The organism is Eubacterium sp. AF19-12LB, from assembly GCF_003479125.1.
Lineage (GTDB): Bacteria > Bacillota > Clostridia > Lachnospirales > Lachnospiraceae > Eubacterium_U > Eubacterium_U album.
Genome location: NZ_QUGP01000001.1, coordinates 29,583 through 54,119 on the forward strand (window position 1 = coordinate 29,583; position 24,537 = coordinate 54,119).

Here is a 24,537-nt window from a genome sequence, read left to right on the forward strand (position 1 = left end):
ACCGAACTGAATGTATGGAGGTCTTATTTATGAGAGTACAATTTACAGTAAATAAAACAGAATGGTCAAAATTAGAAAAGTTAGCATTAGCAGATGGATACCCAGATGTTCCAACATATTGTAAGGATATTTCTTTAAGGGAAAGAACATATGCAAACATGTGGAAAAATATTATGGATAAAATTAGAGAAATGCCATCAGGTTCTCAGTTTGCACTGAAAGATTTAGTCCAGTCACCACCATCTAATTTAGGAGTAAAGTTGTATAATAATCAAGGTAAGTTGGGTATTAAGGTTAATCCACAAAAAGATAGTTCAAATACAAATACATACACAAAAATATAAAATTGGCTATTTGTATATTTAAATAAGTATTATATATGCTTTAGAGCTCCACTATAAAAAATGGTGGAGCTTTTTCCAATATTTTCACACTCCTGCTGAAATATAAATTTAATTTTAACAGTATGACTTTTAGGTAAAATAGATAATCAATGTTAAAATATGATTGTCAGTAACCGGGAATGACAAAAAACAAATTAATAGATTAACGCCAAGATGAGCTCATTATATGTGAGTTTTATTCTTGGCGTTTTTTATTTTGTCAGGAGGAAAGTAAATGTTAGGTAAATTAAAAAGAATTACGGCAACAATATTAGCAATAGCAACGGTGGTAACATCGATTCCTATAATCAATGTTGCAGCAGCAGGCAATGGAGAGAAGAAGCAGGCAGGTATAGTAACTCTTGGAAACTTGGAACAGTAAATATCGGGTCAAAGAGTGAAAGTGGAACATGGGTAAAAACATTAGTGGATGGAAATGATGTGTTTTGCTTAGACTTAGGAAAGGCATGTCATACCGGATACACATACATTGCATCCAACAGTACAATATCAAGTGATAGTTCTAATAAGAAAAATGCTTTGGAGACAAAAATAGGATATTGGTATGATCAAACAAAAAAGCGTTCAAACAAGGCATGGGTTTATGCACAGTGTCTTATATGGGCTGTTGAAGAAGGTATTACAAGTGAAACCGGATTAAAGGATATAATTAAACAAGTTAAAAATAATACAGGATATTATGCAAATGATAGCCTTTATGCTGATATTTTTGAAGGGACAAGCGTAGTTAAGTGTACAATTACAAAATGGAAATACAGTGGAAAAACTGATAGTGATGAAGTTCAGGAACTAATGGAAATTGTAGGAAACACAAAAGAATACAAGTATACACCTATTAGTAAAAAAGACTATTACCGTCAGAGAATTACATTACAAAAGTGTGATGAAGATGGAAAAGAACTTCCTCAGGTCACTTTTAGATTTACGGCAAAAAATATAAAGCAGTTATATTCTTATCAGTACAATGGCTGGGAAGATTCTGTTAAGGAAGATGTAGATGATGATGCTAACAAATTTAGTCAGGAAGTAAAAACAGATTCTAAAGGAAAAATCGTATTTCGTTTTACATACGAACTAAATTCTAAGAGCTATTATTATGTAGCAGATGAAGAGTTAAAGGATATGTCATCAAGTGATAAAAAACTAATTAAGGATGAATTAGATGATAAGGGATATGATTATGCATCAGATTTGTCAAAAGCAGGAGCAGAAAAGTTAATAAAGAATGACATCAATGACCAGATGGATGATATCTCAAACAATTACGTAATTGAAGAAATCTCATCAGGTAACAACAACATTCTTACATCGTTTGTTGTTGATGCAGGTTCAAACAAGATTACCAGTCAGTCAGCAAACAAGGTTACAGTAACACTCAAAAAGGCTGACTCATGGAAAAAGAACAGTGACGGAAAGTGGCCTGAAACTTCAGAAGAGTCATACAGTAATTACAAGCTTGCATACAAGCCCGTTCTTAAGGACAAATACAAGAAAGTCAAAATGACTGTGTGGAAAAAGGATTCTGAAACAGGCAGTACACCACAGGGAGATGCAACATTGGAAGGTGCAGTGTATGGAGTATATTCAGATGCAGCATGCACAAAACTTGTAAAGTCATACAAGACCAATGCCAAGGGTACATTTGAAACAGACTATTACAGATGTGGTGTAAATATGTACTTAAAGGAAATTACACCGCCTGAAGGCTACCTTAAAAATGAAAAGGTATATACAATCACAAAAGACGGTCAGCAGTTTACAAATGAGTATAATTCTGCAGAGACACAGGCTGATGAGGACGTGGTAAAAGGTGACGTGGCAATTATCAAGGGAATGGGCAACGGAAAGCCGGGAATTGTTTCACCTGAAAACAATGCACAGTTTCAGATTTATCTTGCAAGTGCAGGTTCATATGAAAAGGCAAAGGCTACCGAAAGGGACATTCTTACAACAGACTTAACAGGTTATGCCAAGTCAAAGAAAATGCCATACGGAACATACGTGGTTCATCAGACAGCTGGAGCAGCAAACACTGAAAAATGTCCTGACTTCTATGTGAATGTAAAGGAAAATGGAAAGACATACAAGTATCTTTTAAACAATCCTGAATTCAATGCATATTTAAAGATTGTAAAGAAGGATTCAAAGACACATCAGACAGTTTTAAAGGCAGGAACAACATACCAGATTTATAAGGTAAATAAAGATGGCAGTGAAACACTTGTTACACAGACATACAGTAATGGAAATGCAATTGAGGTTGTGGACAGATTTGTAACAGATGAAACAGGAGAAATCATTACTTACGAAAAGTTAAAAGCCGGCACATACAAGGTCTATGAAATTGAAGGACCCGAAGGGTACAGGGTAAACAGACAGCCGGTGATGGTTGAGATTAACAGTAATTCATACAAGACCATGGTGGACAAGCTTGGTAAGGAATATCTGTACGCAGAATGTGAGTACTATAATGACGTGACTTACGGAAAATTTACAATAAACAAGACTGGTCCTGAATTATGCAAGAAGGAAGATGATGGCAATATGTCAAATGACATTGCTGCAAATCCATTTGACTACAAGGAGACATTGCTAAACGGTGTTGTGTTTGAACTTACAGCAAAAGATGACATTATGTCACAGGATAATCAGGGAACAGTATTGTTTAAGAAGGATTCAGTTGTTGCAAAAATTACAACAGGTGAAAAGGCAGAGTTTACAAATGATTGTAATGGCATCTGTGGTTACGTGTTAAATGATGACGGAACAATGACACTTAATGTACCGCTTGGAGAGTACACTTTAAAGGAAGTAAAGACAAAGTATGGTTATGTTCTTCCAGAACAGTCATCCTGGGACTTAAGTTTTAAATGGAGTAACAAGGATGATGAGTATGTGTTAGACATTTCTGAAAACTCAAAGGATGGAAAGATTGACATACACAATGACATGGTAAAGACGGACATTACACTTGAAAAGCAGGATTCAAAAACATCTGTACCTGTTGGAAATGCAAAATTTGAATTTTATTCAAGGGACAACATTTATGACAAGAATGGAAATGTAATTGTTGCTGCAGGTGAAAAGATTGCAACAGTAACAACAGATAAGGAAGGAAAGGCGAAAATCCCATTTGATGTGCCCGTAATGGATGAAGGATATGGAAAGATGGAAGGAAACTTAAATTCAGGAGATTACTATTTCCTTGAAGAAAGTGTTAGCAAGAGTTATTACATTAACAGGGAAAAACATCAGGTACATCTTGAATACAAGGATCAGGAAACTGCAGTTGTATCAGCAAAGGCAGTGGTTAAGGAAGACCAGACTGAAACAGTAATCAGCAAAAGGATGATTGCATCATCAGTTGAGATTAAGGACTGCCATTTGAAAATCAGTGATGAAAACGGTAACGAAATCGTAAGCTGGATTACAGGTGACATTTCATCAGTTAAGTTAAATGAAAAGATTGATGAGATGGGATATGATAATGTTCATGTAGAAAAAGGTGACGGTTATGAAGTTAAGATATATGGCTTACTTCATGACAGGGAATACACATTAACAGAAACAAAGCCGGCAGACGGTTTTGCAACTGCAAATGACAGTACATTTAAACTTGTGGAAAGTGATGATGAAAATACAAAGACAAGGGTACTTATTAGGAATGGTGACAGCTTCAATGAAAACATTGATAATCAGGTGATAATGTATGATGACACAACAAAGATTGAATTTTCAAAGACAGACATTACCAATGGAAAAGAACTTCCGGGATGTCACATGCAGGTAACTGATAAGGACACAGGAAAGGTAATGGATGAATGGGTTTCATCAGAACAAAGTCATGTGATTGAAGGAAAATATGTTGTAGGTAAAACTTATGTGTTAACAGAAACAAAACCAAGAGACGGATACGCGACAGCAACAAGTATTGAGTTTGTAATAGCTGACAATGGAGAGATTCAGAAAGTAAACATGGTTGATGACACAATCAAGGTTAAATTCAACAAGATTGCATCAGACACAAAGAAACAGCTTGGCGGTGCAAAGTACAAGGTATACGACAGCAAGGGCAAAAAGGTGTATGAGTTTACAACCGGAAAGAAAGCAGAATTCATAGAAGGCATCTTTAAGGCAGGAGAAACCTACACATTTAAGGAAGTGGATGCACCAGAGCATTACAAGATTGCAAAGGATAAGAAAATCAGGATTAAGGACACAGGAAAGATCCAGAAACTTACAGTTACGGATGAAAGAATCCCTGTGGTACCAGACACACCACAGACAGGCATTAATGGAAGGACTGCAGGAATGGTAGTTTCACTTATTTCATTATTACTTGCACTTGGATGTTTTGCATGCGTAAGAGCGAAGGACAAGTCAAAATAAAATTTTAAACAGGAGAAGGACGATGAAGAGTATAATTAAAATATCTCTGATACTTCTTTTAGTGGGGATGGCTGTGATTGCAGCTGTCCCTTTTTTAAAGGAAAAAAGAGCAGAGAAAAAGTATGAGAATGATTTTAAAAACATACAGGAGAGCGTGACAGAAAAGAAGTCAGATGTAAATGGTCTTGTAAAGAAAAACAAAGACTGCATAGGTTATGTGGAAATACCGGGAACCACCATAAGTTATCTTGTTATGCAGACAAAGGATAATCCGGATTTTTATTTAAATCATGATTTTAACAGGAATTACAGTTTTTATGGGACACCATATTTAAGTGCATACTGTGATGTGGAAAAATCAGACAATCTGATTATTTACGGTCATAACATAAACGGTGGAAAAATGTTTGGAGCACTGGAACAGTATAAGGATAAGGAGTTTTTTAATAAGCACAGGAAGATATATTTTACAACGGATAAAAAGATGGAGTATGAAGTGTTTGCAGTGATGATTGTTAACATACATGAGTTTGAATACTGGAAATTTGTAATGGCAAGGGATAAGGAAGAGTATGATGAGTTCGTTGATAAGGTGGAGGAGCATAGTTTGTGGAGACAGGGGGATAAGCCTAAGTATGGGGAGCAGATATTGATGTTGTCTACTTGTGATAATGGGAAAGGGGATGATTGGAGAATTGCGATTGTAGGGAAGATGATTGTGCAGTATTACTAAAAAAGATGCAAAAAAATATCGTAAATGTAGAAAAAAATATTTTTTGTATATTAGTGTTTTTTTACGAAAAAAATATCATCTTATTTATGTAAGATGGTAGAAAGGAGGTAACGTATAAATGATAAGTTGTAACTATGAATACGGTTAGGAAAATTATTATTAATGGATTTAATAAGTTAATATGAAAATAGGAGGTTATTATGATTAATATTGTTTATTACAAAAAATTAAAGAAAATTATAAAGCAAGTAAAAAAATGCAGAAACCTAAAACATCAAGAAAATATAATAAAATGTTATGAAAATAAATTGAGAGAAGAAATAGGAAATGATAAATACAAGTTTTTACAATATAGTATGGAAGTAGAAACGGAATTAGATTTAAATTTTTCAGCCTTTTTAGTATCGATAATTGCATTAATTACAACATGTGTTATTGGAGTCCTATCAATAACGAAGGTTGAAGTGAATGATTGGGGTGTTGTTATACTGGGAATAGCACCAATAGTCTTTGTTACGCTATATTATTATGCAACAAAATATGTTAGAACTAAATATATGCCAATAAAATATGCATTAGAACAAATTAAAGAAGATTTCAATTTATAAATCATACATAGTAAGTATAAACTAAGAGAAAGCACTCTGTTTAATTGATGATAAACAAGGGTGCTTTCGTGTTTTCAAATAAAATGAATTTAAAGTAGAGAATAATTATGTATCCAAGAAGAAAGGCAGGGATACATAATTGATAAAAAATATTAAATTTATTGAACAAAAAGAAAAAATATTATTGTAGAGAGGAAAATTGATTCACGAGGACCAGCAAGGAAAACACATAATAGGTCATAAGAATTATAAAGAGGAGGAAGGTAAAAGCATCACAACATTATCAATGGTAAAAATGGAAGAATTACTTCAAAAATATGCAGGAACAGGTCAAATTGCAAGAGATAATGGAGAAAGGGTAGATTTTAAAGAAATTATTGGTTTTTACATAAATAAACAAAAAAATAAAAAATATGAAACCACAGTTGGTATAATACATTATTCCAAGAATGGGTTACACATAGTGCCAGCTAGACCAAGTTGGATGGGCAGATGATGTGAATAATTACACAAAAGACACTTTTTCTGAAATATAGATAATTAAACAATTATATGTATTGTAGTTATTGATAAGTAAATATGATAATATTAAAAATAATCATTCATATTAAATAATAAAAAGATTTGTTAGTAACAGAAAAAATGAAGATAGAATTAACAGATTTAACATTTGATAACTATGAGTAGGTGTTAAAACTCAAACCAAGCAGAGAACAGAAAAATATGTGGGAAGCTGGGAGGACATACTTAATCTTGCATATATAGGAACATGTTAGGAATTAGATGGCAATCTGTGGATTATATATGCTGATGGAAAACCGATAGGAAGAGTATATGGAAGAACGAGAAAGACAAAAAAGAGCAAAAGAAACAATAGCAATATTTATGCCTATTGTAAAGAAATTGCAAGATGACAAATTAATAAGTGAGTTAAATGAGATTTCGATAAATTGTTTAAAATAGGAATTATATGCAAGTCGGTTTTGTGAATTCAAAACCGGCTTTTTCTTTCAATAGCTAAATGTATATGATAATATTATAAAAGAAAAAAGCCGTGAATCTAAAAATAAGTAGAATTGCATAGTATTTGTAATATCAAATACTATTTGGAGAAATAATATGTTAGGAAAGATTGTAAAAGTTACGGTTGATAGACCAATGGGGACATATCACCCAAAGCATAAAGATATTTATTATCCGATAAATTATGGATATATCGAAGGAATAATGGCACCTGATGGAGAAGAACAAGATGCTTATATATTGGGTGTAAATAAACCGGTTGAAGAATTTACAGGGAAAGTAATTGCGATAATTCATAGGTTAAATGATGTTGAAGATAAATGGGTTGTGGCACCAGAAGATGAACTATATTCTAAAGAACAGATAGAAGAACAGGTACAGTTTCAGGAGAAATATTTTGAGCATGAAATATTATGTGAGAGATTGAATGGTTAATATGTTTCTTTGATGTTATTTCAAAATAGGAGCAATGCTACTTATTAGAATGTAGTTGTTGATTATTGTCTAATCAGCATAATAAATTTGTTTTTAGTTAGGAGAAAATGATAAAGTGATTAGGTTAGCAGAAGAAAAAGATTTCTTACAGTTAGCTCATATGAGATGGGAACATAAAAAAGAAGATGATGCTACATATGGTGAGGATAATATCACAGGAATAGATGGTTATGAATTTATAGAAGAATATGTAAATTTTTTAAAAACAGAGAGTGTATATAAAATATTTATAATGGAAAAGAATGAACAGATAATTGCAGCAATGTTTGTAAACATGATTAGAAAAGTTCCAAAACCTAATAAAAAACAATCATATATAGCATATTTGACAAATGTATACACTTTAAAAGAGTACAGAAATCAGGGAATAGGAACAGAAATATTATCCTACATAAAAAATTACCTGAAACAAAACAGATGTGAAAATATTATTGTATGGCCAAGTGATAAGGCCATTGATTGGTATACAAGGAATGGTTTTAAATCGGAAAATGAAATTTTAGAATGTGAATTATAGTATGGTTATTTATATTAAGATAGATGGAAGCTACAATTCGTAAAGAGGTTAATATTTGTGTTACAGAAAAAGTTACATATAAATTGGAAGTTGTGGCGAAAGATAAGAGAAAAAGACAATGAAAGAAATTGAGCTAATTGAACCTGAAAATAAATATGCAGAAGATATTTGGAAATTTCGTCAAGAAATTTTAGAATATGATGCAACATGTGGCGATCAATTCGCAGGTTGCCTATCCCTTGATACATGTAAATCTGCCGAGGAATGGATAAAAATATGTGAATTTAGAAAACATGCTGAGGCAACAGAGAGTGATAACTCAACAGTACCTTACCATACATATTTAGCTGTGCGAAAGAGGGACAATTGCATAGTAGGTGTGATAGATTTGCGACATCATATAAACAATCCTATTCTTGGAACGTGGGGCGGACATTGTGGATATTCTGTGCGACCTTCTGAACGAGGTAAAGGGTATGCGAAAGAAATGCTACGCTTAAATATAGAAAAGGCAAAAATAATAGGAATAGAAAAAATGCTTGTTACATGTGATGCTAATAATAAAGCAAGTGAAAAGGTAATACTTGCTAATGAAGGTATTTATGAGAAAACAATAGATGTAGATGGATGCAAGATTAAAAGATATTGGATTATTATATTGAAAAGGTAAACCAGGGAAATTAGTCTCGTAAAAACTTTTATATAAGGAGAAAATTTATATGATAGGTTTAATAGTAGCCCGTTCAAAAAATAATGTTATTGGAAAAAATGGAAAAATTCCGTGGAAAATAAAGGGAGAACAAAAACAATTCAAGGAACTTACAACAGGAAATGTTGTAATAATGGGACGAAATTCATACGATGAAATTGGTCGCCCGCTTCCAAATAGAGAAACGATAGTTATTTCGAATACTAAAAAATATATAGGTGAAAATCTTCATACAGCATCTAGTGTAAAAGAAGCTATAGAATTTGCAAAAGGAAAAGATGTATATATAGCTGGTGGCTATGGAGTATACAAAGAAGCCATACCACTTGTGGACGTAATGTACATTACTGAGATTAATATAAATGTAGCGAAAGGTGATGTCTTTTTCCCGGAATTTGATGATAATAATTTTGATATATTTATTGTAGAAACGTCTGAGAATAATGAACAGTTTATAAGAAAAATATATAGAAGAAAGAATAAGCAATAGTAGCTTACGTTTTTCTTAACAATAATAAGGAATTAAGCGGACAGGGAAATTTCGAAAATGATAGAAGAGATAGAAAATATTAAATATGGAAACTTAGAAACTGCAATGGAATATTGTAAGAGAAATCGAACAGAGGAATGGATACAACAATTCCTTCGTTGTGATGGACATAATGTTGCGTTAGCAGATGGATTGTTAATAGAAGAGCGATTCTATACAGGAATAGTTCAGTTTGATATTACTTTGTTACATAATATTAAAGAGGGCGCTCCAGAGTATTTAAGTAAAAAAGATGATATAGATTATTTTTTTAGTATAGTTGATGAGATGGTCGAGTCTACAGCTTATTGGAATCCACCACCACTTATTATTGAGTTTAGAAGTGATAATGGTTTTTATGTATGCGATGGAAGACATCGATTGGAAATGTTTAGACAAAAGAATGTAAAAGCTATTCCAGCAATTGTGTGGACAACAGGAAAAGATGATTATGAGAAATTAAAGGAGATTATAAAATGTTAGAAATTTGTTCTAAGTGTGGAAATCATGAATGGGATAAGGAGGTTGATGGAAATACAATAAAATGTCCAAAATGTGGTTATGAATGGAAGTTTGAAAAGTTACCCATATATTTTTTGACTGGTTGTAGTGGAGTTGGAAAAACAACTACAGCAATTGAATTGCAAAAATTAACAGATGAATATGTTATTTTGGACGTAGATTGGCTGCGCAATGTTGCCTGGCCACAAAATGATGAAGAAGAAAATAATTTGATAGAGCAGATTTTTTATTTGACAAAGGATATTTCTCAAAGTAAAAAAGCAGTGGTATGGACAATGGCTGGTGGCTTAGATAGACTTTCTCGCGCTTATGGAAAAAGATTTTTTTCTGAAATAAAAGTTTTAGCACTTACGGCAGAACCAGAAACTATTAGAAAGAGAATGACTGAAGGAAGAGGTATAGATGATGCCGGTTGGATTCAGAGTTCAGTAGATTATAATAATTATTTCAGAACCCATGATATTTTGGATGATACAAAGTATGACACGTTAGATTGTACTAATGGAACTCCTGCAGAAATTGCACGAAAAGTTCTTGAATGGTTAAGAAAGTAGTTGCTGAAGATGTAAATTTTATTGCTGAAAGGAGATTAATAAAATCCAAATTTCAGGGATGGAAAAGTCGGAATTTGTAGAAGGGTGTATGTTGCAAACAATAATGATATTTCCAGAGCTTGACAATATTGATTAACCACATATTACAGTTGGCAAGTTAGATGATGCACAAGCACTTAATAAAGCTTTTGAATCCATTAGAAACATAGATAACAAATTCATAGTAGTGGTGAATAAGATATCTGTTGAGATGATTGGTGAAAATGAAGAACCAATTATTGTTATTGAGAAGCAGTTATTATGACAATTTCTAGATAATATGGTTTGTAACAGTATAGTAAATCTTATGAATCATTATTTTATCATCCTAACTGTAATTTCCCACAAAATTTAACACTCCTACTTTTAGGTAATTTCCCATCTCCATGATATTATATATCTATCAGAAACCTAGGACTGATACATAACAATTTAATAAGCAAATTAAGAAACGCCAAGAATGAACTTAGTGAGTTAAGTTCATCCATTGGCGTTTTTCTTTTGGCAAAATTCATATTAGCAGGAGGAAGACAAAATGATGAATTACGAAGAATTCAAACAGAAAGTTCAGAATGAATTTAAAAATTATCTTGGAGAGGAATACAAGGACGCAGAAGCATTTATTAGAGAAGTAACAAAGGTTAATATGCAGGTAGATCAGATGTCATTGTTAAATCTTCCGGGAAATGATTTTGCATCACCTTCAATATCATTACAGAGCATTTTTGAGAATTATGAAAAAACAGGTGACTTTGAAGGTGTTATGGAAGCATTAAGCGAAACTTTTAAGGAGGCTATTGAAGGCTTTGAAAAGTCACCATTAAACAATGGATTAGATTTTAGTAATGTAGATAAAAATATTATTTTTACATTAGTAAACGCAGAGCAGAACAAAGAACTTCTTGAAAATGTTCCACATAGGAAATTTGAAGATTTGGCAATTATATATCGTTGGAATGTAGGGGTTGACAGCAATGGTTTATACACCAACATAGTGACTAATGAATTTGCTGAGAAAATTGGAAAAAGTGAAGAAGAATTATATGGACTTGCAAAGGGAAACACTAATAGAATTTTCCCATCAGAAGTTAGAAATATGGCTGAGGTTATAAGTGAAATTATTTTTGGAGAAGACGGTGAGTTGTTGCCGGAAGATGAAGAGTTCAGAAATATGATGACAGAAACACCGGATGACAAATCAATGTACGTTATTACAAATAAGTCAAAATTGTTTGGAGCGGCAGCAATGCTTTATGAAGAAAATTTATATGATTTATCACAGCAGCTTGATTCGGATCTTTATATATTGCCATCATCTACGCATGAGGTGATTGCTATTAGTGACAAGTTTGGAGATGCCAATGAACTTGCGGATATGGTTTATGAAATCAATATGGATCAGGTAGAACTTAGTGACAGATTGTCAAATCAGGTTTACCACTATGATAAAGACGCAAGAACATTAAGACTTGCAACAAATAAATTTGAAAGAACAATCTCTGATGACATTAAGGAAAAAGTACCGGAAATTGAAGAGGGAAAGGCTAGGTAGAAAAATGGATAAAAAAATCGAAGTTAAAGAAATTGAAGATGTGATTGAAATAATTAAGAACACATTACAAGGCTTGAAGGAAGATGAAGAAGTATATATAAGCGTTGAGGTGATAAAGCATGGAAAAAACAAAGTTGAATAAAGTATCTATTAGATTGATAAATGATGCACCACTTGTATCAGATGAACAACTTGATACGCCTAAAAAGGCAGCAAAAATTGTAGGTGATTTTATTAGAAATATGGATAGAGAAGTGCTTTGTGTTGTTAATTTTAATTCAAAACTGCAACCGATAAATTTTAATGTGGTAAGTGTTGGAACAGTCAATCAGTCATTGGCTGTTCCAAGGGATATATTAAAATCGGCAATACTTTCAAATGCAACAAACATAATGATTCTGCATAATCACCCAACAGGAATTTTAACTCCTTCAACAGAAGATATAAAAACAACTTCAAAACTGATTGATACTTGTGACATGATAGGAATTCCACTTTTGGACCACATTATTGTAGGTCCCAACAGAGATGAATTTTTCAGTATGAAAATGAAGGAAGTTGTTAAGTTTAACAAAAGTGTAAATTATGAGGTTAGCTTGGAATTCTTAAAATTTAAAGAACCTAATTTAAATCAGCTGACAGAGAAAAATAACAAATTAGCCAGATAGAGGTTTTAGGGTTAGGTAATCCTATGGATGCCCCTGCAAAGTAGGAGCACGGGTCGAGCCGACAGGCGAGATGTAAAGGTTTTAGGATTTATCCTAACAAGAATGCATTTGTAGCTACAAATGCGTATCTTGCAATATACATACCCGCTACCTGTCTAGCTAAGAATACAGGAAATGAAGAAGGTGATTGTATTGAAAAAGAACAACAAGGATATTACAAAGCGTGTACGTCTTACAGAAAATGAATGCAGAAAAATTATGAAGGAAGCTAAAAAGAAGAACATGAATTTTTCAGCTTATGTAAGATATGCTGCAAAGCTTGATAAGAATATGGATCCTGAATTTATAAAAGCAATTTATAAGCTGGCAAATGAAATCAACTACATAGGTCATAACATTAATCAGGTTGTAAAAAACAATAACAGTAAATTGTATTCTGAAATTGATAAGGCAAGATTAATGGAATATATGAGAATTTTAAACGAAAAAGTAGAAAGTCTTTTAAAACAGAATGGCTATAAGCAAAATTCTTCACATTAATCCACATATGAATTCGGAAACTTATCATTTAAAAACCGGATTAAATTACATTACAAAAAGTGAAAAGACTATGAATGGACTTTATGTGGGAGCTGTTAATTGTATGGTGGAAAATGCATATGAATGTATGCGAACTACCAAAGAGATATATGGCAAAACTGATAAGAGACAGGCATATCATCTTATTATCTCATTTGAAGAGGAAGAAACAAATCCTGAGACAGCATTTGAAATAATAAAAGAGTTTGTTAACAGGTATTTGGCAGATAATTATGAGGCTGTTTATTCGGTACATAATGATACCAACCACATTCATGGTCACATCATCTGGAACAGTGTGAGATTTACAGATGGTTACAAATACAGATACGAAAAGGGAGACTGGGAAAGACAGATTCAACCGTTAGTAGATGAAATTTGTGATAAATATGGACTTCACACCCTAGAACAAAATAAAGCTAAAGATGATGAAAAGGAATGGGATGTTTCTAAAAATGGTCCGTTTGTTTGGAATGAGCAGATAAAAAAGGATGTTGATGAATGCATTATTATGGCAACAGATTTTGATATGTTCATACAGATGATGGAAGAAAAGGATTATACGATAAAGTATGGCAAGTACATTTCTGTGAAGCCTAAGGGAATGGAGAGGTTTAGAAGGCTTAAAACTCTGGGAGAAAACTATTCGGAGGAAATAATCAGAAAAAGAATATCACAGAAAAGCATAGCTGAGTACAAACATATTGATATGCCAAAAGGACTAAGGATTAAAAGTTACGGAGGACATATTAGAAAGAAAAGACTCACAGGATTACAGAAACAGTATTTTGCCATACTTTATAAATTAAAAAAGATTAAGAAGCGTTCATATTCTAATAACTATAAATATAAGGATGACATTAAGAAGTTGAATATATTGCAGAAACAATATCTATTTCTTTCAAATTATGACATAGAGACTATGGAGGATTTAGAAAAAGCGCAGGAGTTAATAAAGGCTAAGATTCAGACAACCAATAAGGCAAAAAAGATTTTGATAGAGGAAAATAGTAAGCATGAAGAAATCTTCAAAGCAGTAAGAACAATTAAGAAAGAAAAACAGGCAGCAGCATTTTATAAGCTGGGAGACAAAACGTTTGAAAAACAAAATAATCTTGTAGAAGAGGCAAGGAAAATTTTAAAATGCGAAGAACTTACTTACAAGGAAGCGGAAAAGTTAGAGGCATACTATCAATCGTTAATTGATGAATGCAACAGAACAATTAAGAAATTAAAAAAAGATATGAGAATATCTTACGGAATCTTAAAAGACATTAGATACAGAGAACAGAAAGAAACTTTACGACATGATGTCGCAAAGCAGGAAAAAATAACTTCACGACACGATGTCGCAAAGTAAAAGAAAATAACTTCCCGACATAATGTCGTAAAGTGTGAATGGAGGAAAAGATGGGACAGGAGTTTGAATGTGCATATAAGAATGCACAGAACGAGAGAAAGAAATCTGAAAGATTAAGGATTGAAAAAACGGAGGTACCCAAGAAAAAATTTGGATTATTAAAAAAGGTATTTTTATCAAAGAAATACAATGACAGTCTTGTAAGAAAATTGTCAGCAGGGGAACTTACTGTTGCACAGTTAAAGCAAATTAATAGAGCAATCAAAAGTGGTCTTTCAGACAAGCAGCTTAATTCTATTATAAATAGTAAAAAAGATGCCAGTAGAATGTCTGTGATAATAGACATTGCAATAAATGTTAATAAGATGAATCAGAAAGAGGTGAAATGTTAATGGCAGATGAAATCATGGAAGCAATACAAATGTTAAGGTTTGGATATGATGGTATAAAGTTAGGATTAGATGTAACAGGTTCATCAATAAGAGAGGCAAAAAATCTAACAATATTCATTGTTGGACTTTTAAATCATGAGAAAACACAAGGAAAAACAAGTCTTAAAAAGATGCTTAAAAATAGTGGTAATCTTCAGGTACTTCAAATAAAAGAAAAAGACGTAAAGGAATTTGAAAAACTGGCAGGGAAATATGGAATTTTGTATTCAAAAATGCCGGATATAAACAAAGGCGATGGAATGAAAGAATTTATCTTTCCGGTGGAGGCAACTCCAAGGATAAATGCATTGATAGAAAAACTAGGTAATGGCAAGCTTGAAGATATTGCAGAATATGTAAGAAATGGAGATGGAAACTGCAAGAATACAATGGACTATCTTAAGAAGAAAAAATTATTACCGGAAGCACCAGTATCTGTTACTGCAGAAAGAAAAAAAGAAATTGTAAATGCAGAAAAGAATATTAAGTATAACGAGAATATTAATGACCTTGAAAAAACAGATATTACAATTTCAAAGAATCTTGTTGAAAGTGAAAATAGAGATTTATTCATAACAAGAGTAACGGGAACGTTTGGAGAAAATGTTAAATATCTTACTATAAAAAAGGAAGACATAATAACAATAAATGGAGGAAAGACATTTCTTACATTTTTAAACAAAAATCAGGAATATGAACTTCTTGATAAAAATAAGAAACCGGCAGGAAAAATGCGTGGTGAGGAATTAAGGGACAACTATTATGACAAAGTTGGAGAAGAGATAAGAAAGAGAGCGAATAAGCAAAGGGACAAAGAAAGACAGAAAAAGGAAAAAGTGAAGAAACATCAGGAAAGGGAAAGTAAGCCTATTGCAAAAAAGAAATAACAAGATGTTAGTTCCTTTTCTTATTGCAGGAGAACTTTTTGTCTTATTTATTTCATACATTATAAGTGGTGTATGGAAAGAAGGAATGGATGTAATAACTTTACTTAACAAGGTAAATGATGCATTAGATCATCCATTTAAAAATTATTGGACTGAACATAGTTTAAAGGCTATGATAGTCGGAACACTTATTTATGCAATGGCAGTACTTTTGTATATTACAAGCAGAAGAACTTTTATGCATGGAAAAGAGTATGGTACTGCAAGCTTAGCAAACATAGATCAGGTAAATAAATCTATAAGTGATAAATCTGATGATAAGAACAGAATACTTAGCAGACATGTAAGGATGAGTACAGATACTAAAGTTACAAAGCTAAACAACAATATGCTTGTAATCGGTGGTTCAGGTGCAGGTAAAACATTTTATATTGTAAAACCAAACATAATGCAAATGTTACCAAAGGGTTCGTTTATCGCAACAGATCCAAAGGGTGAGCTGCTTAGAGCAACCGGTGGGATGTTGAAGAAAAACGGATATAACGTAAAAGTACTTAACTTGATAGATATGGCTAAGTCGGATTGCTACAATCCATTCAATTATATAAGAACAGAAAATGATGTGATAAAGCTGGTCACAAATTTAATTAGTAATACAACGCCAAAGGAATCAGCCCCTACAGACCAATTTTGGGAACATGCGGAGGGGATGTTACTTCAGGCGTTGTTTTATTATGTATGGCTTGAGATGCCACCAAACCAAAAGAACTTTCAAGCGGTTTTAAAGTTGTTGTCAGAGGCAGAGGTTAATGACAAGAAGGATTCAAAACTAACTATACGAATGAAAAAACTTGTAGATACAAGTTCACTTGGTGAACATCATCCGGCATATAGGCAGTATATGAAAGTGGTAAGAGGTGCAGGAGATACTGTAAGGTCAATTATTATTTCAGCAAATTCACGGTTAGCATTATTAGAAAATCCGCAGATATTGAGAATTTTGTCAAAGGATGACCTTCATATTGAAGAACTGGGAATAGGGACAAAACGAAACAGGAAAAAAAGAACAGCATTGTTTTGTGTAATACCCGATTCAGACAAGTCATACAACTTTTTGGTTGGGATGCTTTATACACAGCTATTTCAGGAACTTTATTATCAGGCTGACTTTAAGTTTGGAGGAAAACTTCCACTTGATGTCACACTTATGTTGGACGAGTTTGCCAATGTGGCGTTACCTGATGACTTTTGTTCGTTATTGTCAACTATGAGAAGTAGAAGAATCAGCGCAATTATCATTATTCAGAATTTGGCACAAATAAAGGCACTGTTTAAAGAAACCTGGGAAACAATTACAGGTAACTGTGACACCCTTGTATATCTTGGTGGAAATGAAAAGTCTACCCATGAATATATATCTGAGTTACTTGGTAAAGGCACTATAGACAAAAGGTCAACAGGTGAAACAAGAGGTGTACATGGTTCGGCATCAAGAAATTATGATGTGCTTGGCAGATCCCTTATGAATCCTGATGAAGTAAGAAATATGGATAACAAAAATTGCCTTATTTTCATAAAGGGATTTAATCCTATATTTGATGAAAAATATTGGCCTTTTGACCATAAGAATTTTAAACAAACAGAAGATGGAGGGGCAAAGCCTTATACACACAATATTAGGAAAAGTAACAAAATTAAGGATGGATTAAAAATTTACAGTGAAAGAGAAATCAAAGAAGTTGAGAAGTCAGGAGAAAAAGTTAACATTATTGATTTGACTCCACAAGAGATTGCAGCATTACAGGAGAGTGAGTTTCAGATGGAGACAAAACCAACAGATGAAGACTTAAGAGAGGAGCTTACAACAAGACTATGTACAATGGATTTTTCAGCAGAGCAAATGGACGAAGCAAAAAAGGCATTAGCAATAAAAATGGATTTGGAGTATTTGCTTGAATATTTAAAACCAGAAACATCCATTGAGGAAATGAAAGAGAAACTAGAAAAATATCAAAGCAGATAAGGAGAAAATCAGATATGAAGAGATTTAAGAAAAATATTGGAAACATAAAAAACTGTTTAATTGGGGCAATGTATATGACAGTATTTCAGGTAAATAACGTACTTGCTGCGGGAGATGCAAGTTCAGTTACAAAACCACTTGATAACTTAAAGACACTGGTGCTTGCAATCATTGGGGCAATCGGCGTAATCATTCTTGCAAAAAATGTAATGGAGTTTGCACAGGCATATCAGGCAGCTGATTCATCAACAATGAACTCGGCACTTAAGGGAATTGTTGCAGGAGTAATGATGGCAGGCATTTCATCAGTACTTGGAATATTAGGATTCTAGAGGGAGGTGCAACATGAACGAAGTGAATATTTTGGAACGCACCGACCGACTTGCCGACGAGCAAAGCGAGGGGGCGTTACCGAAGGGAGGTAAGAGATTATGGACATATTTAGCTTAGGCGGTGTAATCCTTGATCTTTTGCAGACGGTTGTTGATTTCTGGAATGACAAGGTGTCTCTTGTTTTTGAACTGCTGGGGCAGTCCCCGGTAAGCTTCAAGAACGGAGGCCCCTGGGCAGTGGTGGCAAACCTTGAACCCATATTTGTGGCGGTTGGTTCGTCACTGGTGGTTCTGTTCTTTGTAATAGGTTTCTGTTCGGAGAGCATTGACGTAAAGGAAGAGGTAAGATTTGAAACCATACTAAGGATGTTAATGAGAATAGGAATAGCTGAATGGCTTGTTGCAAATAACGTGACAATAATGAAGGCATTCTTTACATCAGCTGGGAATCTGGTGGGGCTCATGACACAGGGAACAACAACCAAGTTAAAGATACCAGGTGAACAGCAGACAATCATAAAGGACCTTGGATTCGGAGAAAGCCTTTTAATGATGATACTTGCAGTAATCATTGCACTTGTAATCATCTTCTGCGGTTTCATGCTCATATACACCGTGTATTTCAGATTCTTAAAAATACTTGTGGTTGTGCCATTTGGCGCACTTGCGTTTTCAACTGTAAGCGGAAACCGGATGGTAAGTCATTCGGCAGTAAGCTATGCAAAGTACTTTCTGTCAATAGTGCTGGAGGCAGTGACAATGGCACTTGCAATAATAGTCTGCAATGCATTTTTAAATGCAGGACTACCAACATTTACAAGCGATTACGCGGACTGGACAAAGGCACTGATGTACATGTGTGAACTTACATTCAGCGTGGCAATGACAGTCGGAGCAGTGAAGGGAGCACAGAATCTTACAAGTAAGGCACTGGGATTATAGAAACAGGAGGAACAGATGAACATATCAATTAACAAGGACATAGAAAAATATCAGGAGTCAGTGGTGATGGGACTTACTGCAAGACAGCTGATATTTTCCATCGCATCAGTTGCATGCGGTGGGGCAATAGTTCTTCTTACATACAGATACGTGGGCCTTACGGGAAGTGCATACATTGCAATTCCCGTGGTGGCACCACTTGCATTAAACGGATTTTATTCATATCAGGGAATGAGTTTTACACAGATGTTTAAAAGAAAACTGTGGTTCGCTTTTAAGAACAGACCACTTACATACATTTCAGAGGAAAGTGAGAAAACCATAAAAAGAATGAGAATGGAAGAGGAACGGCAGAGAAAAAAGGAAGACAAAAGGAAAAAACAAAAGAAAAACAAAAGAAGTGACAAAAGCAGAAAATGAGAAACATACAAAAAAAATTAACACAGGAAAATAAACGGAGGAACAGGAATGAACATATTTAAGGACAGGTTTTCTGAAATAAAGAAGGCATCAGAGCCGCTTTACAAATCACCAAAGTCGGTGCAGGAAACAATAGAAATATTAAAGATATCGGAAAGCGGGATATTTGAGGTGGCAGATGGAAAGTATTCAAAGACATACAGATTCAGTGATGTCAATTATGCCACACGTTCAGAGGATGAACAGGAAAGCTTCTTTCAGAGATACTGCAGGTGCCTTAACTCATTTGACTGTACATTCAAGATAACAGTCAACAATAAAAACAAGGACATGGATGTGCTGAGAAATGAGGTAATGCTTAAGTACAGAAATGACGGATTCGATAAGATGAGGGAAAGTTACAACAGAATCATTGAGGATAAGATACTTGAGGGAAGACAGGGCATCGAGCAGGAAAGATATCTTACCATAACAATTGAGAGAAAGAACTTTGAGGAGGCAAAGGCACAGTTTGCAACAATAGAGGCATCAATGTTTCGAAGTTTTGCCGAACTTGGTTCAAAACTGACACCACTTACAGGAAATGAAAGGTTAAAGATTCTTCACGACTATTACAGACTTGGAAGGGAGGATGAATTTAACTTTGACATAAGACAGGGAAGAATTACCGGAACAGACTTTAGAAATGAAATCTGCAACACAAGGATAAAATATCATCCTGACTATTTTGAGGATGAGGGAAAGGTTGGAAGGGTTCTTTTCATAAAGAAATATCCCACATACCTTTCTGACAGATTTTTTACGGAGCTGACATTTCTGCCGGTACATTCGGTTACAAGTGTGGATGTGGTTCCGGTGCCAAAGGACCTGACAATGAAGATGCTGCAGAAAAAGTATCTGGGCATTGAGTCAGACATAATAAAACAGCAGAGAACAAGAAACAGAAACAATGACTTTTCATCAGACATTTCATATGCAACAAGACAGAAGAAAAAGGACATTGAGGAGATAATGAACAACGTAAGGGAAAATGACGAAAGCCTTTACTATGTTTCAGTGACAATGATTGTCATGGCAGATAACAGGGATGAACTTGAAAGCATCTGTGAGACAGTTGACTCCATTGCAAAGGGAGCAGGATGTGCTGTTGACACATGCATGTACAAACAGAGGGAAGCAGTTAACACAACACTTCCAATAGGAGTAAGACAGATTGAAACAATGAGAACAATGCTTACACAGAGTCTTGCAGTGCTGATGCCGTTTAATGTGCAGGAACTTTGTGACAGAAACGGCATTTACTATGGCGTAAACCAGATATCAAAAAACATAATTGTGGGCAACAGAAAGAAGCTCTTAAACGGCAACGGATTCATATTTGGTGTGTCAGGTGCAGGAAAGTCATTTCAGGCAAAGATGGAAATGGGGTCGGTTTTACTCTCAACAGATGACAATGTAATTGCAGTAGATCCAATGAATGAATATGAGGATGTCACTGAAAAATACAATGGAACTTACATAAACATTTCAACAAACACAAGAAACTACATTAATCCCATGGACATGGATGTGTGGAACCTTGATGTATTGGACAGTAAGGGCTGGGTAAGGGATAAGTGCCAGTTCATGTTAAGCATCTGTGAGCAGATAATGAAAGAAATAACACCACAGCAGCGTTCTATCATTTCAAGATGTGTAAAGGATTTGTACATGGACATTGCAAGAAGCAGGGAAAAATATGTTCCAACAATGGAGGACCTTTACAACAGACTGCTGGAGCAGGAGGACAAGGAGGCAAGGGACGTTGCACTTGGACTTGAAATATTTGTGACAGGCGCACTTAACATATTTAATCATCAGACAAACATAAACGTAAACAACAGATTCATTGTTTACGGAATAAGGGACCTTGGAGAATCACTTGCCCCACTTGCAATGCTTGTGATGATGGAGACAATACAGCAGAAAATCATACAAAACGGAGAACACGGAAAGGCAACATGGTTCTACATAGATGAAGTGCATGTGCTCCTTAATTCACCATTCAGTGCGGAATACCTTAGACAGATGTGGAAGAAGGTAAGAAAGCAGGGAGGACTGTGTACAGGAATCACACAGAACATCGTGGACCTTTTAATGAGTGAGACAAGCACCACAATGCTTTCAAACTCAGCATTCATACTTCTTTTAAATCAGTCAAGCAAGGACATAGAAAAGATAGTGGAGGCACTGGAAATATCAGAGGAGCAACTTAACTATGTGATAGACTCACCGTCAGGATGCGGACTGATAAAATGCGGAAGCAGAATGGTGCCGTTTGACAATGTGATTGACAAGGACAGCGAGTTGTACAGACTGTATAACACTAATCTGTATGAGAAGATGGAAAATCGCAAAAAGGATGAGTAAATCTATTAGAGAGTAGATAAAATATAATTGCTGGGAGATGGGCGGTGTGGTAGAATTGTGTAGGTTAGAATGTAAATGAGTGCAACATAAATTTGCACTCATATCTTAGGAGGGTAAAATGAAAGTAATAGCAATTGCTGCTGTGACAGCAGGTGGAAAAACAACTATAGTTAATGAACTGAAGAATCAAATCGCAAATACGAAAGCTTTGTATTTTGACGATTATTCTTTTGAAGGTGAAGTTGATAATTTTTATGAATGGACGAAACAAGGAGCAGATTATAATGTATGGAATTTGAGTCCATTGGTAGAAGATGTTATTGATATAAAAAATTCAGATTGTGAATATCTATTGCTAGATTATCCTTTTGCATACTGTCACAAAGCCTTAAGAAACTATATTGATTGTGCGATTTTCATAGATACCCCATTAGACATTGCAATGGCAAGAAAGGTTTTGCGAGACATGAAAAACGCTACAGGTGAGGAGATTAGACAAGAGATGGAGACATACCTAAAGTATGCCAGAATTGCTTATGTTCAAATGTTAAAAGATATTTTGCCGTCATCTGATTATGTAATAGATGGGACAAAAGAATTATCTGAAAAGGTTGACGAAATAAAAAAGATTATTTTATCGCTATAGCATTAATTTGCCAGAGCGGTTTATCGTTAGAGGGAGTGATGAAATTGAAAATTGAAACTGATAGATTAGTAATTCGTTCTATTCAGTACGGAGATGAGAAGAGTTTTGCAGAGATGGCACAAGATGGTAGCTTGGAAGCAATAGGATTTGATTGTAATTGTTCTGAATGGATTGAAGATTGGATAGAAGAAGCCGTTGAATATGATAAAAGGGATAACCCGGAAAATGATTATTTGGCATATACAGTTTGTCTCAAGAAAGACAATAGAATTATTGGTTCGGTTGGGTGTTCATGGTACAATGATTTTGAGCAAACAGGTGTTACATATTTTTTAGGAAAGGAATATAGAGGAAAGGGTTATGCTTTGGAAAGTTTGAAAGCATATATAGAATATTTCTTTAAGCAATATCAAATAAATAAAATTATTGCTACTATTCGAGATGATAATATAAATTCATGGAAACTATTGGAAAAGACAGATTTTTATTTGTGTGAAAAGAAAATGTGGAAGGATTACGATGATTCAAAAGAATGCATGTATAGGTTTTATGAATTTGTGAAGCAATAAGAAATGGAAATGATAACAAATAAATTGAGTGAGGACAATAAAAATAATGGAATATATATTTGAAACAAGAAACTTGAAAATTAGAAGATTTGAAATACAAGATGCACAAAAATTATATGAAAATCATCTTGAAGAAGAAGTTAAAAAATGGATACCTAACGAAAGTTATGCAGACATTCAAGAGGCACGGGAAGCAATAAGGTTTTATGCAGAGTGTGTTAATGAAAAGCATTTACCATTTGTATTGGCTGTAGAATTAAAGGAAAATGGAGAATTAATTGGAGATACAGGCATAAATGAAGTTGATGGAAAACCAAATGAGGTAGAAATCGGTTATACAATTTGTAAAGAATATAGTGGAAATGGTTATGCAACAGAACTTGTGCAAGGAATGACAAGGTTTGCATGTGAAACCTTTAAAGTAAAGATTTTATATGGTCGTGTTATGCATGGAAATAATGCTTCGGTACGAGTATTAGATAAGAATGCATATTCATTTGTTTCAGAAGAATTTGATGCAGATGACGATCCATACGGCAAGGGAATGTTAATTTATAAGAAAGAATGTTAGTTTTATATTGATAATATAAGAAATATTGGAAAGAAAGGAAAAAAGTCATGGAGAAAGGAAAAATTATTTTCTTAAATGGAGTAACCAGTTCAGGGAAAACATCAATTGTAGAGGCATTGCAGGATACTGACGATATATTCTTTTATGTTGTGGCAAATGATTTGTTTGAAGAAATGATTGGAGAAAAATATTTAAGGGAGAATTACTGGAAATATTTAAGTGAAGTGATAATAATGATGTATCATACAGCAAAATTATATTCCGATATGGGTAAAAATGTTCTAATTGATGGAATTTTAGTCGAAAGAGATGAGATAAAACCACATTATAAGCAAATGTTAGAAATTTTTAATGATAATCCACTGGATATAATTGAAGTTTATTGTCCTTTAGATATATGCAAACAAAGAAATATTGAACGAGAGAATAGATATGCGGAGCAATCAGCAGAACAACATGAAATAATGTCAAAGGGCATAAAATATAGAATGCGAGTTGATACTAGCATACATAGTCCCAAAGAATGTGCAGATATTATTTTGAAGGAACTGTTTAAATAATTTAACAATTTACAAATTATATAGAAAACTAAAAGTATTATATCTAAACGCCAAGTTAGCATAAAG

29 protein-coding genes are annotated in these 24,537 nt (G+C 33.9%); all 29 read left to right on the forward strand.

Annotation, left to right across the window (positions count from 1 at the left end; translation table 11 throughout):
* Window positions 1–29: 29 nt before the first annotated feature.
* The 29 genes from DWX29_RS00135 (at window position 30) to DWX29_RS00260 (ending at window position 24,471) form a co-directional block, all read left to right on the forward strand.
* Window positions 30–344, forward strand: a complete 315-nt coding sequence (locus DWX29_RS00135) for a hypothetical protein (RefSeq protein ID WP_118564862.1) — start codon at window positions 30–32, stop codon at window positions 342–344.
* A gap of 274 nt (window positions 345–618) precedes the next feature.
* Window positions 619–765 (forward strand): hypothetical protein, encoded by a 147-nt coding sequence (locus DWX29_RS12875; RefSeq protein WP_243053207.1) that lies wholly within the window; start codon window positions 619–621, stop codon window positions 763–765.
* A 44-nt stretch (window positions 766–809) separates the two neighbouring features.
* Window positions 810–4,793, forward strand: a complete 3,984-nt coding sequence (locus DWX29_RS00140; RefSeq protein WP_243053208.1) for a SpaA isopeptide-forming pilin-related protein — start codon at window positions 810–812, stop codon at window positions 4,791–4,793.
* Between the two features lie 22 nt (window positions 4,794–4,815).
* The gene (locus DWX29_RS00145) at window positions 4,816–5,526 is read left to right on the forward strand and encodes a class B sortase (RefSeq protein WP_118564863.1); all 711 of its coding nucleotides are present in this window, start codon (window positions 4,816–4,818) and stop codon (window positions 5,524–5,526) included.
* A gap of 200 nt (window positions 5,527–5,726) precedes the next feature.
* Complete coding sequence (locus DWX29_RS00150; protein WP_118564864.1) at window positions 5,727–6,134, forward strand: hypothetical protein; 408 nt, start codon at window positions 5,727–5,729, stop codon at window positions 6,132–6,134.
* 199 nt (window positions 6,135–6,333) lie between these two features.
* Complete coding sequence (locus DWX29_RS00155; RefSeq protein ID WP_118564865.1) at window positions 6,334–6,630, forward strand: polymorphic toxin type 50 domain-containing protein; 297 nt, start codon at window positions 6,334–6,336, stop codon at window positions 6,628–6,630.
* A gap of 338 nt (window positions 6,631–6,968) precedes the next feature.
* Window positions 6,969–7,097, forward strand: a complete 129-nt coding sequence (locus DWX29_RS13005; RefSeq protein ID WP_278286946.1) for a hypothetical protein — start codon at window positions 6,969–6,971, stop codon at window positions 7,095–7,097.
* 156 nt (window positions 7,098–7,253) lie between these two features.
* The gene (locus tag DWX29_RS00160; protein ID WP_118564866.1) at window positions 7,254–7,592 is read left to right on the forward strand and encodes an inorganic pyrophosphatase; all 339 of its coding nucleotides are present in this window, start codon (window positions 7,254–7,256) and stop codon (window positions 7,590–7,592) included.
* A gap of 115 nt (window positions 7,593–7,707) precedes the next feature.
* The gene (locus DWX29_RS00165; protein ID WP_118564867.1) at window positions 7,708–8,169 is read left to right on the forward strand and encodes a GNAT family N-acetyltransferase; all 462 of its coding nucleotides are present in this window, start codon (window positions 7,708–7,710) and stop codon (window positions 8,167–8,169) included.
* A 118-nt stretch (window positions 8,170–8,287) separates the two neighbouring features.
* Window positions 8,288–8,839, forward strand: coding sequence for a GNAT family N-acetyltransferase (locus DWX29_RS00170; protein ID WP_118564868.1), 552 nt, complete (start codon window positions 8,288–8,290; stop codon window positions 8,837–8,839).
* A 49-nt stretch (window positions 8,840–8,888) separates the two neighbouring features.
* Window positions 8,889–9,368: a dihydrofolate reductase gene (locus DWX29_RS00175; RefSeq protein ID WP_118564869.1), complete on the forward strand. Its 480-nt coding sequence runs from the start codon at window positions 8,889–8,891 to the stop codon at window positions 9,366–9,368.
* Between the two features lie 57 nt (window positions 9,369–9,425).
* Window positions 9,426–9,890, forward strand: coding sequence for a hypothetical protein (locus tag DWX29_RS00180; protein WP_118564870.1), 465 nt, complete (start codon window positions 9,426–9,428; stop codon window positions 9,888–9,890).
* Complete coding sequence (locus DWX29_RS00185; RefSeq protein ID WP_118024853.1) at window positions 9,884–10,483, forward strand: AAA family ATPase; 600 nt, start codon at window positions 9,884–9,886, stop codon at window positions 10,481–10,483. The genes DWX29_RS00180 and DWX29_RS00185 overlap by 7 nt, the downstream gene beginning before the upstream one ends.
* A 574-nt stretch (window positions 10,484–11,057) precedes the next feature.
* The gene (locus DWX29_RS00190) at window positions 11,058–12,074 is read left to right on the forward strand and encodes a DUF5688 family protein (RefSeq protein ID WP_118564871.1); all 1,017 of its coding nucleotides are present in this window, start codon (window positions 11,058–11,060) and stop codon (window positions 12,072–12,074) included.
* 4 nt (window positions 12,075–12,078) lie between these two features.
* Window positions 12,079–12,216: a hypothetical protein gene (locus tag DWX29_RS12580; RefSeq protein WP_158574472.1), complete on the forward strand. Its 138-nt coding sequence runs from the start codon at window positions 12,079–12,081 to the stop codon at window positions 12,214–12,216.
* Window positions 12,194–12,742, forward strand: a complete 549-nt coding sequence (locus DWX29_RS00195) for a JAB domain-containing protein (RefSeq protein WP_118024851.1) — start codon at window positions 12,194–12,196, stop codon at window positions 12,740–12,742. Before DWX29_RS12580 ends, DWX29_RS00195 begins: the two co-directional genes overlap by 23 nt.
* A 192-nt stretch (window positions 12,743–12,934) precedes the next feature.
* On the forward strand, window positions 12,935–13,282 hold the full coding sequence (mobC, locus tag DWX29_RS00200) for a plasmid mobilization relaxosome protein MobC (RefSeq protein WP_118029944.1): 348 nt from the start codon (window positions 12,935–12,937) through the stop codon (window positions 13,280–13,282).
* Window positions 13,254–14,681 (forward strand): relaxase/mobilization nuclease domain-containing protein, encoded by a 1,428-nt coding sequence (locus tag DWX29_RS00205; RefSeq protein WP_118564872.1) that lies wholly within the window; start codon window positions 13,254–13,256, stop codon window positions 14,679–14,681. The genes mobC and DWX29_RS00205 overlap by 29 nt, the downstream gene beginning before the upstream one ends.
* Before the next feature lie 50 nt (window positions 14,682–14,731).
* Entirely contained in the window at window positions 14,732–15,073 is a 342-nt protein-coding gene (locus DWX29_RS00210; RefSeq protein ID WP_243053209.1) for a hypothetical protein, read from the forward strand.
* Window positions 15,073–15,999 carry a PcfB family protein gene (locus DWX29_RS00215; RefSeq protein WP_158574473.1) on the forward strand — a complete coding sequence of 309 codons (927 nt, stop codon included), beginning with the start codon at window positions 15,073–15,075 and terminating at the stop codon, window positions 15,997–15,999. The genes DWX29_RS00210 and DWX29_RS00215 overlap by 1 nt, the downstream gene beginning before the upstream one ends.
* 4 nt (window positions 16,000–16,003) lie before the next feature.
* On the forward strand, window positions 16,004–18,022 hold the full coding sequence (locus tag DWX29_RS00220) for a VirD4-like conjugal transfer protein, CD1115 family (protein ID WP_118565022.1): 2,019 nt from the start codon (window positions 16,004–16,006) through the stop codon (window positions 18,020–18,022).
* 68 nt (window positions 18,023–18,090) lie between these two features.
* Window positions 18,091–18,354, forward strand: coding sequence for a hypothetical protein (locus DWX29_RS00225; RefSeq protein ID WP_243053216.1), 264 nt, complete (start codon window positions 18,091–18,093; stop codon window positions 18,352–18,354).
* Between the two features lie 99 nt (window positions 18,355–18,453).
* A complete protein-coding gene (locus tag DWX29_RS00230) occupies window positions 18,454–19,296 on the forward strand; it encodes a hypothetical protein (protein WP_118564875.1) in 843 nt (280 codons plus the stop codon).
* Between the two features lie 15 nt (window positions 19,297–19,311).
* Complete coding sequence (locus DWX29_RS00235) at window positions 19,312–19,716, forward strand: PrgI family protein (protein WP_118564876.1); 405 nt, start codon at window positions 19,312–19,314, stop codon at window positions 19,714–19,716.
* Window positions 19,717–19,764: 48 nt separating this feature from the next.
* The gene (locus DWX29_RS00240; RefSeq protein ID WP_118564877.1) at window positions 19,765–22,125 is read left to right on the forward strand and encodes a VirB4-like conjugal transfer ATPase, CD1110 family; all 2,361 of its coding nucleotides are present in this window, start codon (window positions 19,765–19,767) and stop codon (window positions 22,123–22,125) included.
* 118 nt (window positions 22,126–22,243) lie between these two features.
* Entirely contained in the window at window positions 22,244–22,771 is a 528-nt protein-coding gene (locus DWX29_RS00245; RefSeq protein WP_118564878.1) for a hypothetical protein, read from the forward strand.
* Window positions 22,772–22,809: 38 nt separating this feature from the next.
* A complete protein-coding gene (locus DWX29_RS00250; protein ID WP_118564879.1) occupies window positions 22,810–23,340 on the forward strand; it encodes a GNAT family N-acetyltransferase in 531 nt (176 codons plus the stop codon).
* A 46-nt stretch (window positions 23,341–23,386) separates the two neighbouring features.
* The gene (locus tag DWX29_RS00255; protein WP_118564880.1) at window positions 23,387–23,911 is read left to right on the forward strand and encodes a GNAT family N-acetyltransferase; all 525 of its coding nucleotides are present in this window, start codon (window positions 23,387–23,389) and stop codon (window positions 23,909–23,911) included.
* Between the two features lie 47 nt (window positions 23,912–23,958).
* A complete protein-coding gene (locus DWX29_RS00260) occupies window positions 23,959–24,471 on the forward strand; it encodes an AAA family ATPase (RefSeq protein ID WP_118564881.1) in 513 nt (170 codons plus the stop codon).
* Window positions 24,472–24,537: the final 66 nt, after the last annotated feature.

What these genes read in the sequence shown, in the direction of transcription:
- DWX29_RS00135 (WP_118564862.1), top strand. Translation starts at nt 30, where the DNA reads ATGAGAGTACAATTTACAGTAAATAAAACAGAATGGTCAAAATTAGAA.
- DWX29_RS12875 (WP_243053207.1), top strand. Translation starts at nt 619, where the DNA reads ATGTTAGGTAAATTAAAAAGAATTACGGCAACAATATTAGCAATAGCA.
- DWX29_RS00145 (WP_118564863.1), top strand. Translation starts at nt 4,816, where the DNA reads ATGAAGAGTATAATTAAAATATCTCTGATACTTCTTTTAGTGGGGATG.
- DWX29_RS00150 (WP_118564864.1), top strand. Translation starts at nt 5,727, where the DNA reads ATGATTAATATTGTTTATTACAAAAAATTAAAGAAAATTATAAAGCAA.
- DWX29_RS13005 (WP_278286946.1), top strand. Translation starts at nt 6,969, where the DNA reads ATGGAAGAACGAGAAAGACAAAAAAGAGCAAAAGAAACAATAGCAATA.
- DWX29_RS00160 (WP_118564866.1), top strand. Translation starts at nt 7,254, where the DNA reads ATGTTAGGAAAGATTGTAAAAGTTACGGTTGATAGACCAATGGGGACA.
- DWX29_RS00170 (WP_118564868.1), top strand. Translation starts at nt 8,288, where the DNA reads ATGAAAGAAATTGAGCTAATTGAACCTGAAAATAAATATGCAGAAGAT.
- DWX29_RS00175 (WP_118564869.1), top strand. Translation starts at nt 8,889, where the DNA reads ATGATAGGTTTAATAGTAGCCCGTTCAAAAAATAATGTTATTGGAAAA.
- DWX29_RS00180 (WP_118564870.1), top strand. Translation starts at nt 9,426, where the DNA reads ATGATAGAAGAGATAGAAAATATTAAATATGGAAACTTAGAAACTGCA.
- DWX29_RS00185 (WP_118024853.1), top strand. Translation starts at nt 9,884, where the DNA reads ATGTTAGAAATTTGTTCTAAGTGTGGAAATCATGAATGGGATAAGGAG.
- DWX29_RS00190 (WP_118564871.1), top strand. Translation starts at nt 11,058, where the DNA reads ATGATGAATTACGAAGAATTCAAACAGAAAGTTCAGAATGAATTTAAA.
- DWX29_RS12580 (WP_158574472.1), top strand. Translation starts at nt 12,079, where the DNA reads ATGGATAAAAAAATCGAAGTTAAAGAAATTGAAGATGTGATTGAAATA.
- DWX29_RS00195 (WP_118024851.1), top strand. Translation starts at nt 12,194, where the DNA reads ATGGAAAAAACAAAGTTGAATAAAGTATCTATTAGATTGATAAATGAT.
- DWX29_RS00205 (WP_118564872.1), top strand. Translation starts at nt 13,254, where the DNA reads ATGGCTATAAGCAAAATTCTTCACATTAATCCACATATGAATTCGGAA.
- DWX29_RS00210 (WP_243053209.1), top strand. Translation starts at nt 14,732, where the DNA reads ATGGGACAGGAGTTTGAATGTGCATATAAGAATGCACAGAACGAGAGA.
- DWX29_RS00215 (WP_158574473.1), top strand. Translation starts at nt 15,073, where the DNA reads ATGGCAGATGAAATCATGGAAGCAATACAAATGTTAAGGTTTGGATAT.
- DWX29_RS00220 (WP_118565022.1), top strand. Translation starts at nt 16,004, where the DNA reads ATGTTAGTTCCTTTTCTTATTGCAGGAGAACTTTTTGTCTTATTTATT.
- DWX29_RS00225 (WP_243053216.1), top strand. Translation starts at nt 18,091, where the DNA reads ATGTATATGACAGTATTTCAGGTAAATAACGTACTTGCTGCGGGAGAT.
- DWX29_RS00230 (WP_118564875.1), top strand. Translation starts at nt 18,454, where the DNA reads ATGGACATATTTAGCTTAGGCGGTGTAATCCTTGATCTTTTGCAGACG.
- DWX29_RS00235 (WP_118564876.1), top strand. Translation starts at nt 19,312, where the DNA reads ATGAACATATCAATTAACAAGGACATAGAAAAATATCAGGAGTCAGTG.
- DWX29_RS00240 (WP_118564877.1), top strand. Translation starts at nt 19,765, where the DNA reads ATGAACATATTTAAGGACAGGTTTTCTGAAATAAAGAAGGCATCAGAG.
- DWX29_RS00245 (WP_118564878.1), top strand. Translation starts at nt 22,244, where the DNA reads ATGAAAGTAATAGCAATTGCTGCTGTGACAGCAGGTGGAAAAACAACT.
- DWX29_RS00250 (WP_118564879.1), top strand. Translation starts at nt 22,810, where the DNA reads ATGAAATTGAAAATTGAAACTGATAGATTAGTAATTCGTTCTATTCAG.
- DWX29_RS00255 (WP_118564880.1), top strand. Translation starts at nt 23,387, where the DNA reads ATGGAATATATATTTGAAACAAGAAACTTGAAAATTAGAAGATTTGAA.
- DWX29_RS00260 (WP_118564881.1), top strand. Translation starts at nt 23,959, where the DNA reads ATGGAGAAAGGAAAAATTATTTTCTTAAATGGAGTAACCAGTTCAGGG.